Here is a 12,985-nt window from a genome sequence, read left to right as displayed (position 1 = left end):
ATATGGTATTTTTTCAGTCAATTTCTGAGTTTATGAAAGAGGATCAAATGATCCCAGATTCCCCCCCTAGTTATTGGTATGAGGGGCGTTGTCCTCAACAGAGTATTATGTTAAGATTGCCCCGTACTGCGATGGTTGAGGCTATTGCTAATGGTTTGATGACAGATCTTAGTAGAGATCCTCGTTATTCATCTGAAGGTAAAATGTATGGGGTATTACTAATAGAAACTTTAGCTAAAAAATTAGGGGTAATTAAAGCATTTTCTGGGTTATTAAATGGTAATTCTCAGGTTAAGGGATGGGTTCCTCCTATTCCTGGGAGAGATCAAGTTATTTTACCGGAAATTTATACTCTAACTCAATTAGAAAATATCAAGCAAAAAATTATTTATTTACAATCTTTAGAAGTTTGGCAAAGTTATGACAAATTAACACAAGAATGGCAAACAAATTTTGCTCATTTAGCGGTTGTTCATCTTCAGCGTAAACAACAAAGACAACAGCAACGAGAGATATTATGTAAAACTTTAACAGGGGATAGTTTAGCTATTGCTATTGAACAACTTAATGTAGCAAGTCGTCACGATAAACGAGAAAAAAAACAATTGAAACAGCAACGAGATCAGATATTAAAACCTCTCAAAGAAGTGATTGAGTTAGCACAACAAGAAATAACTCAATTAAAACAGCAACGTCAAGAATTATCTCGTAAATTACAAAGTCAAATGAATGCTGTTTATACTTTAACTAATTTTGCCGGAAATTCTACTTCTTTACAACAGTTAAAAACTAAAGGTTTACCTACAGGAACCGGAGATTGTTGCGCCCCTAAATTACTCCATTATGCGGCAATAAATCAACTTAAACCTTTAGCTATGGCGGAATTTTGGTGGGGGCCAGTAAAAGGGGATAAAGTACCCGGAGAATTTTATGGGGCCTGTGAGTCAAGATGTCAACCTTTAATGGGTTTTTTATTATCTGGTTTATCTTCTATTCCCTTAGTTAATAATAGTAAATTACAAGATCTTTCTATTATTTATGAAGATCAATATTTGATAGCAGTTAATAAACCTACAGGGTTATTATCTGTTCCTGGACGTTACCGCGATCGCCAAGATAGTGTCTTAAGTCGTTTACAAAATTTATTACCAGATGGGATTAATTTAAGAGCAATACATCGCTTAGATCAAGATACTTCTGGTATCATTTTATTAGCACGTAATTTAGATATATATCGTCAGTTAAGTCAACAATTTGAGCAACGACAAGTTAAGAAAGTTTATGAGGCTATTTTAGAAGATTTATTATTAATTGATCAGGGAATTATTGAATTACCTTTGTGGGGAGATCCTAGCGATCGCCCTTATCAAAAGGTTAATTTTGCTCAAGGTAAGCCCAGTATAACGCAATTTCGAGTCATTAGTCGAGAAGGAAATTATACTCGTATTGAATTAATTCCTTTAACGGGACGAACTCATCAATTAAGAGTTCATTGTTCTGATAAAAAAGGGTTAGGTATCCCAATTTTAGGAGATCGTTTATATGGTAATTTAACAGATACAAATCGTTTATATTTACAAGCAAAAGAACTTTATTTTTATCACCCACAGTTAGGAAAAAGTATTAATTTAAGAGTCGAAGAAGAATTTTAATTTATCTGTCTATACAAATAATAAACTTTAACTTGCTCAGAGTTAAGCTATATAAACAAAGGTTGCCTACGCAACCTATAATTTAGTCCGCGCAGGCGGACGATCGTTTTTATAGTATAAGGCTTTAGCCTTTTATTAATAATTATTAATTTAGCATAATTTGTCCAGTAGAACCTATTTTTCTAACGTACCATTCTATTATTGATAACTTTTAAGATCATAGGATAGGAAACAAAAGTTAACTCAATGAAGTCACAGAATTCAGTTATTGTTAATAGAATAACAAATCAATGCGAGTCTTCAGTAAATTACCTCTATTTATCCCCTTTTTTATCAGTTCCTTGATGATTCCCATCCCTTCCTCATCTCAGATTTGTGCTGGAGTCGCTTGGGGTGCGGATATCAAACCCTTTGGTCAAAATGGTTCCGATGCTCAGAATGGCATCTCAGGCAAAAATGGTCAGGATAGTGACAATTTAACGATTTTTGCCGATGGTTCTCCCGTTACCCTCAATTTAGTCGGTGCTAATGGGGAAAAAGGTAAAGAGGGAGAAAGAGGAAAAGATGCCCGATGTGACAATCAACCCGTTGGGGTTAATTATAATGTGCAAGCTCCGAGTGGGGGTAGGGGAGGAAATGGAGGAAATGGAGGAGATGGGGGGAATGGAGGTTCTTTAACCCTTTATGGTACAGATTTAACGAGTCTAAAACAAATCTATGTTAACGCGGCAGGAGGCAAAGGAGGAGAACCTGGCAGGGGAGGTTTTGGGGGTGACGGTTGCAATTGTACTGATCCTTACTGGAACATCGAAACCTGTACAGGAAACCCTGGTGATCCTGGCTATATTTGTACTACTCTAGAATTTCGTTGTCAAGATGGCAAAAATGGGACGAATGGAGTGATAGGTGTAGGGGGACGAGATGGTTTACCCGGAAAATTAACCTTAATTAATTTTGATAAACCTTTAGAACCTGATAAACCAGCGGCCGCAGTAACAATGGCAAATTTAAAGGAGAAAGGCTATCTTTTGTCTAAAAATGTTTGGGAAACTCGCAATGGGGCAAAATCTTTATTTGCTCCAGGATCATTTATTGATGATGAGTATGTAGCATTAGTCGAGCGATTTGAACGCTCTTTTATTCTCATTTGGAATGCGCCTCAATCTTTTAATAGTTTTGCTCAAGAACAAGTAACTCTTAGATTACAAAATGATAAAAATATTAATGTAGAATTACCTAAAAACTTATGGATTGAAGCAACAACTCAACCCAAAAATAATATTACTCAATTAATCGTTTATAATGCTATTAGACAACGAGATGCGACTCAATTGGAAAGTCAAGGATTATCAGGCAGAGGAACAGAACTTAAGCTAACATTAGTCGATAAAGCTCGTCAATCAAATTTAATTGCGACTAAGTTTAAGTTAACTTATAGTATTACTAGATCTGATCCTCGTTTCCGTCCGGTTTCTGATTATATTACTAAGTATGAAGGAGCAATTTCTGAAGATTTAGTGACAATTGACAATAATAAATTTACTATTAATATTGGAAAATTACCCATTAGTCCTGACCATCTAAAAGCAGGGTTAGGAGTAGAAATTAATCTAGAAGCAACTCGTTCTTTTGCTGGTTATTCAGCCGACCAAAGAATAGTCGTTAAAGATGTAATTGGCCCTTTTAGATAAGCGCAAATGTAGGGGTCAACGGCCGTTGACCCCTACACCACTTGAAAATATAATTATGCCTCAACTCAGTTACGCTTATACTCTTTTTTTGAGCAATGTTATTGCTTCTTTACCATTCCTATTATTCGGAATTATGGTATCTAGTGGGTTGTTAGTTTTTGTTAATGAACATGATTTCCTAGCCAAATTGCCCCGTAATCGTATTTTGGGGGCTATTGTGGGCAGTAGTTTAGGTATGGTGCTTCCGGTGGGACAATATGGTAATATTCCGGTAACTAGACGGTTATTGCTTCAAGGTGTCTCTATCCCCCTTTCAATTAGTTTCTTAATTGCTTCTCCTGTTATTAATCCTTTTGTCATCTGGATCAGTTGGCAAGTTTTAGGAACTCATCCGAGATTGTTATTTTTACGCATTTTTAGTGCTTGGTTAATTGGCATTATTATGGGGTTAATTTTTAGTACCTATGGGGATAAAACCTATGAGTCTATTCCAAGAAATTCTGGGCTAGAAATGCGCTCTACCTTGTTATCTTCAGGTAATTATCTTCTGCCTTCCCAAACTTCTCAACCTCTCCATCGGGCCGGTAATTTAATCTATGAATATACGGCAACTACTGAGATACCTCTAACTTGGCCAAAACGCTGTCTCTTGTTTGGAGAAAGTCTGATTCAGGAATTTCTCGAACTCGGAAGTATATTAATTTTAGGCTGTGCGATCGTTACTGCTATTCAAGTTTTTCTCCCTCAAGGTCAACTGTTGGACTGGGCCCAAACCCCAGTTAATCAAATGCTGGTCATGGTGTTGTTTAGCATGGTTGCCTCTGTGGGTTCTCTATGGGCCCCTTATGTTATTAATCCCTTGATGTCTACTTTTCTCTATGGTTCTAACCTGACTTTTTTACTATTGAGTTCTCTAATTGATATTAAAAATATTGGGTTATTATTTATTATTTTACGCCCTAAAATTGCTGTGTATCTTTTGATTTTTACGGCACAATTAATGGGATTATTGTGTTTAGCTCTTAACTTCTATTTTAGCTAATTGTGCTATTTAGTATTCACTGCCACATAAATCTCTATAATTAACAAAATACACATATATACTTAGACAATCCCTTTGATTCCCTTGATCCCTTAACTGTAAACTTTCATTAAGAATCTGACGTTTTGCTGACAAAGATGCTAGATTAATAATATGAAGCAAATAAATAAAGCTTCCCTGGCAGAAAAACTTGCAAGTTCAAGCCCAAAAAACACGTTCAAAGGAGAATAACCTGTTTAAGTTCCTATCTGTCTCGTTAACTCGCAATAACAGCAACCCATCTAGATACTTATATTTCCTCAAGTAGGTTCCAGGGAGCAAGGCATCTGAATTATTATTCAGGGCAACTCTAGAGAATATCAACAAAGAGGGGAAGTCCCTAAGAGACTAGCAAAGTGGTTGCTGTTATTGTTTGTCGGAGTAATTAAGCAGGGCGGGTTTTGAGATGATTGTTATAGTTGGGTGACAAAGGTTTTAGCTAAACCCGCCCCTACAATACGATACAATAGGATTTAATTAACGCTTCTACTAACCCTTCTAATGTATATTCGACAGCTTCTATATCTACCCTTCCTAAGCGTTCGTAACAAGTCTTAGAGGTTTGGGGACCAATAGAAGCAATGCAGATTTTCTCTAATATCGCTGATATTCTCAGTGAAGATTCTTTTTCTAAAGCCTGTTGAACTAACTGATAAAAGTTTTCAACAGTTTTAGAACTAGCAAAAGTAATAATATCTATCTTCCCTGATTGTAACCTATCCCAAGCATCAGTGTCAATAGTTGAGGGACATCCTGACTGATAAGCGGCCACTTCAACTACATTGGCCCCAAATTTTGTTAATTCTTTGACTAATATTTCTCGTCCTCCGGTTTCCACACGAGGAAATAAAATATTTTGATGACTTAAAGATTCTGGAAAATTTTCTACTAAAGAATCTGCCACAAAATTAGGGGGAATAAAATCAGGTTTGAGTCCATAATTTTGTAGAACAGAGGCTGTTTTTTTGCCAACTACAGCTATTTTAACTTCCGATAAAGCTCGTGCATCTTTACCATAATAATCTAAGCGTTTAAAAAAGAATTCAACAGCATTAGCAGAGGTTAAAATCAACCAATTAAACGTCGATAAATCTTTAATTGCACTATCTAACCCTTCCCAACTAGAAGGGGGAACAATTTCTAAAGCGGGCATTTCAATAACTGTCGCCCCTTGTTGTTGTAAAAGAAGGGTAAATTGACTAGATTGTTCCGCAGCACGAGTGACTAAAATTGTTTTGTTAGTTAAAGGAAGAAAAGAGGAAAAATCCATAAATTTTAGAGTGACAACTTCACCAATGATAATAACAGCAGGAGACAAAGAAACCCCATAAACTTTATCTAGTATATCACCTAAAGTTCCTAGCCAAACCTGTTGTTTATGATTACCACTATGACGAATAATTGCAATTGGAGTAGTAATAGCTAGTCCCTTGTCTTGTAAGCATTGAATGATAATAGAAAGGGTACGTCCACCCATTAAAATAACCAATGTATCTATTTTAGCTAATGCCTCCCAATCGAGTAAATCTGGTTGATGACCAGTGAGAACAGTAAAACAACGACTTAAGACTTTATCTGTTAGGGGAATACCGGCTAATAAAGGAGCGGCCAAAGCAGAAGAAATACCAGGTACTAATTCATAATTACAATTAGCTTTAATTAAGGCATTTATTTCAGGATTAACGCGACCAAAAATCAAAGGATCACCGCTTTTTAATCTAACAACTTGTTTTCCTTCTAAACAGTAATCAACTAAATATTTATTAATAGTTTCTTGTTTTGTACTCGGCAAACCTCCCCGTTTACCCACATTAATTTTTAGACAATTATAAGGAACTAAATTAAGTAATTGACTATCAATAAGGGCATCATAAATTAAAACTTCAGCGTGAGATAATAAATGATAAGCTCTCAAAGTTAGATAAGCAATATTTTCTAATCCTGCTCCTACTAAATAGACTTGACCTGTCATAAATTACCTTTAAATACAAAAAAATGTAGTATTTTATTGGCATTAAACTAAACTTAAAGATTATATAAAAATTAGGAAGCAGCTTGATAACGAAACATTTCTTGTAATATTAAAGCAGGATCAACATATTCTCTGCCATACATTAACCCCCAATGAAGATGAGGCCCTGTAGTTCGTCCCGTCATACCTACTCGACCAATTCTAGCCCCAAGAGGGATATTTTGCCCTAACCAGACAATAATTCCCCCATCTTGATCCATTAAATATTGTCCTTGAGGAGTGTTTCCTACTGATCCCATCAAATGACAGTAAATATGAGTCCATTGTCCTGAGCGAATCCTAATCATTGTACCACAAGCAGTATGGTCTGATAATTCCACGATTTGGCCTTCCCACCAATTTCGCACATAACTGCCTAACGATGCGGCAATATCTAAGCCATAATGAAATTGAGATTGGCCGGTGACGGGAGATATCCGATACCCAAACCCAGAGGTATAAGCTTGAGGGTTTTCGACGGGAAAGGACGCATATCGCCAGGTATTGGTGGCGATAGCGGCCGGAACATATTGGGCGTTTAAAGGGACTTTTGTACCTAGACTTAGAGATAAAGCAGTTAAGGCTAATAAAATTAACCAAAAGCGTTGGGAAAGGACAATCCTAAGCTTTTTTCTTAAGAAATATATTAACTGATTCATGACACTTCTCACACCGAAATAATCGAGCTAAATGCTAACTGTTTCTAGTATTATATAGCACTCATCAGCAATTTTTGTAGCTTGGGTTGAGGAACGAAACCCAACTTAATGAAGTCAGAAGTTCAGGGGAGCGCGAGTGCATCGGAAGTTGTTTTTGTAACGGGGATTTAAACTCCGAACCAAAAACGTTTCGCATGAAAAAGCAAGGTTTTAGACCCGATTATTTTGATAACACTACTTAGATAAGCAATTTTCTTCGGTTGTTTTCAGGAACGAAACCCAATACAGCAAAGGGATTTTGTTGGGTTTCACTATCGTTCAACCCAACCTACTAATAAGAAAAAGACTAATTAAGAGCAAATTAAGGTGTTTATTGATAATTTGCCCCCTTCTTAAGGGGGATTAGGAGGGATCTTCTAAACTGGCAACTTACGTTAAAATAGATGAATTGTTCAAAAAATTAGTAACTTCTTACCCAAACCGATGTTAAGTGAGTTTCTCCCCTTTCAAATTTCCCTTGATAAAGTTATGATTGCTGGTGCTTGTTTATGGGCCTTAGCCTTTTATTTAGGATTTTCTTCTCTGCGAGAATGTATAATCGAAGGGCTAAATCGTTGGTTTAATTTTGCTGAGCGATCGCTTTATATCTCAGTCAAAGAATTTGAAAGAACCCGCAAAGCCAGAGAATCTCAAAATGCGTTTTATGCGTCTATATTTAGTATTATTCCTTTCTTAGCCATAGGTGGAATTTGTAATTGGGTAGTAGAATTAGGATTAGGAAAAAGTTGGGCAGTTAGCATAGGTATATTAACTTGTATGGCCTGTGGAATTTATGAATTAGGACGAAGAAGTACCTAAATTTTCCTTAACATAAAAATATTCTTGAGAATAGTTAGATTTCTACTATTAATCATATAGAATTAAAGGGAAACTATCTGAAAATCAGAAAAATTCTGATTAATTGGCGAAGATTGACTGTTCCTGAAGTAGCTATGATTCTCTCAAATTAATTTATTAACTAGGTCTTTATCCATGAAAGAAGTATCGATTCAACTGCCTTATTTTGACTTACTTTTGCAAGAATTCGACAAAAAGAATACTGATGCTGAACAAGCATTAGGTCGTCATGTTCATTGGGGATATTGGCCCAATCCTGAATTAGCAAAAATCAATATAGTCGATTTTGAAATAGCCACAGAAAATTTATCAAAACTGATTTATAAAGCAGCCAATATTCAGGAAGGAATGAGAGTTTTAGATGTTGGTTGTGGTTTTGGAGGAACTATTGCCAGTTTAAATGATAATTTTTCTTCTCTGGAAATTGTGGGAATTAATATTGATAATCGTCAATTAGAAAGAGCAAGAGAAAAAGTGAAGCCATTGGGTAATAATAAAATTGAATTTATTCAAGGAAATGCTTGTAATTTACCTTTAGAAGCAGAAACATTTGATGTCGTTTTAGCAGTGGAATGTATTTTTCATTTTCCTGAAAGATTTGCCTTTTTAAAAGAAACATCTAGGGTATTACGTCCAGAAGGAAAATTAGCTTTATCTGATTTTGTTTTGCCAAACAAACAATTTTTTATAGATTTCTTGTTATATTATCTTGGCAAAATGCTAATTAGTAGTTTTTATGGAGATGCCAAATGTTGTACTATGGAAGATTATAAAAATTTGGCATTAAAGACGGGTCTTAAAGAGATTGTACACCAAGATATTACGGCTGAAATTTTACCAACTTATGATATTTTGTTGGATGTATTCAAGCGTTTGGATAAAGGACGTTTTATTCCTTGTTGGACGACAGAAATACTGAAATATAGTCAAAGTTCTGAACGAGTATTATATAAGGTAATTGCTTATGAAAAAAAAAATTGATAATTAATTTATAAAAATTGAATACTTTGGTAAGATAAATTAATGACTTGAACTTTACTTACGCTGTGACCTATGAAAAAAATATTTAAAGATGACAACTTTATGAGATTGATTCATCTCGTTGAAAATGTTGTTTCTAAAGTTTTATCTATTGCCTTAGTTATTGTTATTTGTGTTTCTATTTTTGATTTAGTCATTATTCTTGGTAAAGATTTATTGACCACTGAACCTGTGGGATTTTTTAATAAAACAATGCTAGAAATTTTTGGACTATTTCTTAACATATTAATTGCCTTAGAATTATTAGAAAATATCACTGCTTATCTGAGAAAACATATTGTTCAAGTCGAATTAGTTGTGGTCACAGCTTTAATTGCTGTAGCCAGAAAAATCATTATTTTTGATCCAGCTAAATATGAGAAAAACGATATTATTGCCTTAGCTTTAGCTGCTTTAGGACTTTCTGCTAGTTATTGGCTAATTCGACAAATGAATATGAAGTCTAATCAAAACAATGATAGACATGATTGAATTATTTTTTTTGGAGATCTTATGTACGGACTGGTTTATTTAATTTATGAAAACATTAAATTTTAGTTAAGAACCCACCCTGAAAACTTATTACTTGTGAATAACTCCTAATGTTCTAAAATAAGAAGTATCCCAGGCTAGGAGTAACCATCTCAATTTATGTCAAATAAAGATAAGATTTTATCTGTTTTCTTGTTGTTTATACCCGTCTCTTTTGCTGCATATTATCTTGAATGGGGTGCAACAGTTATATTTTTAACTGCAGGGTTAGCTATTGTTCCCTTAGCAGGTTTTATGGGTAAAGCAACCGAGGAAATCTCTATAGTTGTGGGGCCCAATTTAGGGGGTTTATTAAATGCCACATTTGGGAATGCGACAGAATTAATCTTAGCCTTAGTTGCTCTGAAAGAGGGATTAATTGGAGTTGTTAAAGCGACTATTACGGGGTCAATTATTGGTAATTTATTATTAGTAGTTGGCTTCTCAATGTTATTAGGAGGATTACGTTATAAAGAGCAAACATTTCAATCAGTAGCGGCCCGTTTAAATGCTTCCTCCATGAATTTAGCCGTAGTGGCGATTTTATTACCGACTGCTGTACAGTATACTTCAACAGGAATTGAAGAAAAAACCTTACAAAATTTATCAGTTGCAGTTGCCATTGTTTTAATTTTAGTGTATGGCTTGACCTTACTTTTTTCTATGAAAACTCATACTTATCTTTATGATGTAAGTATGGCTGACATGGAAAATAATGAGGCAGAATTAACAGAAGAAAATCCCACACAAGTGAATATCAAAAAATGGATTTTTATCTTGTTAATGGTAACTATTGGAGTTGCTCTTGAATCAGAATTATTAGTCAATTCTTTAGAAGAAGCTACTGCGTCTTTAGGATTAACAGGATTATTTACCGGAGTCATTTTATTACCCATTGTTGGGAATGCAGCAGAACACATTACTGCTGTCACCGTTGCCATGAAAAATAAAATGGATTTATCAATGTCAGTAGCAGTGGGTTCAAGTTTACAAATTGCTTTATTTGTTGCCCCTGTTTTAGTAATTTCAGGATTACTTTTAGGACAACCAATGGATCTAAATTTTAATCCTTTTGAGTTAGTAGCAGTAGCCGTAGCTGTTTTACTTACGAATTCTATTAGTTCTGATGGTCGTTCTAATTGGTTAGAAGGGACGCTATTATTAGCGACGTATCTAGTCATTGGAATTGCCTTTTATTTCCATCCAGTTGTTGAGGGATTAGGTTAATTGAAAATTAATTTTGCATCTTCTAGAGTAGTCGGACATAAATAAGTCTAACGCACCCAATTAGATTGTAGGTTGGGTTGAGATACGAAACCCAACAAACCCCAGTCCTAATACACGCGCATTAGCTATGTCAATCTAATAGGGCGTGTTAGCCTAGCGTAAGCTGTCACGCATTTAAATTAGTAGTTGAGACTGCAAGGGAGCGCCGGAGAAAGAGTTTGAACTTTTTACTAAAATCCTCTATAACCATTTTAAATGCGTCTTAGCTTAACATACATAAACCTTTTAATCTTGGTGCATTACTGCCGGATAAAAATATTAGTTTATAATCGAATAATAAGCATTTGCCTAACACACCCCACGGGAATAGAATTCGTTAACGTATATCTAATAGGAGTTTAAGTCATGAGTCCCGAAGGCACAAGTATACAGACACCGATAACAGTCACTTACTCTCTAGGGGAAGTCTTGAAAGAGATCAACAGTAAGTTAGACAAGATGGATGAGAAATTTGAAGCCAAATTTGAAAAATCTGAAGCTAAATTTGAAAAATTTGAAGCCAAATTTGAAAAATCTGAAGCTAAATTTGAAGCTAAATTTGATAGCATTCAAAAAGACATCACTGAAATAAAAATGGGACAAATTCGGTTAGAAGAAGAAGTTAAAACTATCAAAGAAGATGTGACAGAAATGAAAAGTATCCAAAGAAATCTGGTTAATGATGTAGCCGACTTAAAAGGAGCAAAATCTTTAATTACTCCTCTTATTGTATCTGTAGTAACTGCTTTTTTAACTTTACTTTTCCGTCTTGTTCCTAACTTTTCTCAGTAACTTATTATTACTAAAAGTAATTCATTAACTAATGTTTTATTATGAGCAATAATTTTCCTGATTGGTTAAACTATGGCTACGAAGTTACGGAAGAATTAGGGCGCAACCGAGAAGGGGGGCGTATTGCTTGGAAAGCACGACAAATTACCGCTAATCAAGCAGTAGTCATTAAGCAATTTTGTTTTGCTCAATCAGGTAGTAATTAGTCAGCTTTTAAAGCACATGAAAGAGAAATTAAGGAAAAAATTATGAAAATTAGTTATGATGCTGAAATTGATGCCCTTTATATTAGGCTGGTAGAAGGAAAACACGAATGCAAAACAGTTCAACTGACTGATGAAATGGCTTTAAATATTGGAGTCAATGAATTATTAGTGGGAATAGAAATTATCGATGCTAAAGAAGTTTTAGGTTCTGGTAATATTCCTAATGTCATTTTAGAAAATATTCCCTTTACTGTTGTTTAGTAAATATCGGGTATTAATATAGTGTTTTCATTTGAAATATAAATAATTATGGTACGTCGCTTCTAGTCTGTAACGGGCAAGATGCCCATTCCACAACTAATCCCATTAGCTAAAATCCCTAAAATTTTATCTAAATCACTTAAATAATATTCAGTCAAATCAATGTCAACCTGCTCATTTTGTAACCTCAAAAATCGCCAATTAGTCCCTGATGTAACGGTTCCTAATATACTAGATATCGGTTGTATTTCTCTTTCATTAAAAATTTGAGCAGCTATCATTTCTGCAAGACATTGACCTAAACCTGCTATCAAATCCTCTTTTTTCGCTTCAACTATCGCAATAACAGGATATTTAATAAATAGTAATTCTTCAGAACCACTAATCAAAAAATCACAATTACCATTTAATCCTCTGGCAGAATCAATAGTAAAATTAACCCCAGAAAAAAAACTTATTTTTTTATTAAACTGTTTTCTCAATTCGAGTAAAATTGGTGTTATAATTAACTCAGAGCGAGATTTTTCGGTATTACTTCCTAATGCTAAAATAAGATTATCTTCTAAAGCATCTCTGAGAAACTTACTCGGTTCTAATGGTTCTACTTCACTAAAAAGATTCGGTATTTCTGAACATTTTAAATCAAAAGCTTTTAAGACACTGGGTAAAGTAAAATCACTATAAGACATTTTATTAACTCATCTAGCATTATATTGATCTAAAAATTATCAATTTGTCTACCTCTCATTTTACTAAAATATCATCCCCTCACACCAAAACCATTAAATACTAGGACTTAATGGTAAGTAGCTAGACAAAATTAATTACATAAAATTTGTAGTAGGGGCGGGTTTTTTACATAAATCAATGATTCTCACAAATAAATAAACCCGCCCTGGCTGTACTTATTAAGCCCAT

General features: G+C 34.5%; 13 protein-coding genes. 10 read left to right on the top strand and 3 right to left on the bottom strand.

Features of this window, described 5'->3' with window-relative positions; all coding sequences use genetic code 11:
• Positions 1-47: 47 nt before the first annotated feature.
• The 3 genes from AsFPU1_RS08750 to AsFPU1_RS08740 all read left to right on the top strand — a co-directional run bounded on the left by AsFPU1_RS08750 (position 48) and on the right by AsFPU1_RS08740 (position 4,385).
• The gene (locus AsFPU1_RS08750) at positions 48-1,652 is read left to right on the top strand and encodes a pseudouridine synthase (protein ID WP_227873370.1); all 1,605 of its coding nucleotides are present in this window, start codon (positions 48-50) and stop codon (positions 1,650-1,652) included.
• A 290-nt stretch (positions 1,653-1,942) separates the two neighbouring features.
• A complete protein-coding gene (locus AsFPU1_RS08745; RefSeq protein WP_125061083.1) occupies positions 1,943-3,343 on the top strand; it encodes a collagen-like protein in 1,401 nt (466 codons plus the stop codon).
• 55 nt (positions 3,344-3,398) lie between these two features.
• A complete protein-coding gene (locus AsFPU1_RS08740) occupies positions 3,399-4,385 on the top strand; it encodes a permease (protein WP_124971787.1) in 987 nt (328 codons plus the stop codon).
• 490 nt (positions 4,386-4,875) lie between these two features.
• Here the strand turns inward: AsFPU1_RS08740 and cobA are convergent, their stop codons facing one another.
• Complete coding sequence (gene cobA, locus AsFPU1_RS08735; RefSeq protein WP_124971785.1) at positions 4,876-6,396, bottom strand: uroporphyrinogen-III C-methyltransferase; 1,521 nt, start codon at positions 6,394-6,396, stop codon at positions 4,876-4,878.
• Positions 6,397-6,467: 71 nt separating this feature from the next.
• On the bottom strand, positions 6,468-7,094 hold the full coding sequence (locus AsFPU1_RS08730) for a M23 family metallopeptidase (protein WP_124971783.1): 627 nt from the start codon (positions 7,092-7,094) through the stop codon (positions 6,468-6,470).
• 483 nt (positions 7,095-7,577) lie between these two features.
• Between AsFPU1_RS08730 and AsFPU1_RS08725 the strand changes: the two genes are divergently transcribed.
• From AsFPU1_RS08725 to AsFPU1_RS08700, 7 genes are all read left to right on the top strand, one after another.
• Positions 7,578-7,952, top strand: a complete 375-nt coding sequence (locus AsFPU1_RS08725; RefSeq protein ID WP_124971781.1) for a hypothetical protein — start codon at positions 7,578-7,580, stop codon at positions 7,950-7,952.
• 174 nt (positions 7,953-8,126) lie between these two features.
• A complete protein-coding gene (locus tag AsFPU1_RS08720) occupies positions 8,127-8,972 on the top strand; it encodes a class I SAM-dependent methyltransferase (protein WP_124971779.1) in 846 nt (281 codons plus the stop codon).
• Between the two features lie 72 nt (positions 8,973-9,044).
• On the top strand, positions 9,045-9,503 hold the full coding sequence (locus AsFPU1_RS08715; protein ID WP_124971777.1) for a phosphate-starvation-inducible PsiE family protein: 459 nt from the start codon (positions 9,045-9,047) through the stop codon (positions 9,501-9,503).
• Between the two features lie 159 nt (positions 9,504-9,662).
• The gene (cax, locus tag AsFPU1_RS08710; RefSeq protein WP_124971775.1) at positions 9,663-10,769 is read left to right on the top strand and encodes a calcium/proton exchanger; all 1,107 of its coding nucleotides are present in this window, start codon (positions 9,663-9,665) and stop codon (positions 10,767-10,769) included.
• 405 nt (positions 10,770-11,174) lie between these two features.
• Positions 11,175-11,600, top strand: a complete 426-nt coding sequence (locus AsFPU1_RS08705) for a shikimate dehydrogenase (RefSeq protein ID WP_124971773.1) — start codon at positions 11,175-11,177, stop codon at positions 11,598-11,600.
• 41 nt (positions 11,601-11,641) lie between these two features.
• The gene (locus AsFPU1_RS22570; RefSeq protein ID WP_172957437.1) at positions 11,642-11,806 is read left to right on the top strand and encodes a hypothetical protein; all 165 of its coding nucleotides are present in this window, start codon (positions 11,642-11,644) and stop codon (positions 11,804-11,806) included.
• Positions 11,807-11,848: 42 nt separating this feature from the next.
• The gene (locus AsFPU1_RS08700) at positions 11,849-12,067 is read left to right on the top strand and encodes a DUF2283 domain-containing protein (RefSeq protein WP_124971771.1); all 219 of its coding nucleotides are present in this window, start codon (positions 11,849-11,851) and stop codon (positions 12,065-12,067) included.
• 62 nt (positions 12,068-12,129) lie between these two features.
• Here AsFPU1_RS08700 and AsFPU1_RS08695 read toward each other — a convergent pair whose 3' ends face one another.
• Positions 12,130-12,756 (bottom strand): hypothetical protein, encoded by a 627-nt coding sequence (locus AsFPU1_RS08695; protein ID WP_124971769.1) that lies wholly within the window; start codon positions 12,754-12,756, stop codon positions 12,130-12,132.
• Positions 12,757-12,985 lie beyond the last annotated feature (229 nt).

The sequence above is a fragment of the Aphanothece sacrum FPU1 genome (assembly GCF_003864295.1).
Lineage (GTDB): Bacteria > Cyanobacteriota > Cyanobacteriia > Cyanobacteriales > Microcystaceae > Aphanothece_B > Aphanothece_B sacrum.
Note: the sequence above shows the minus strand (reverse complement) of the source record. Positions and strands in the feature narration are given on the sequence as shown.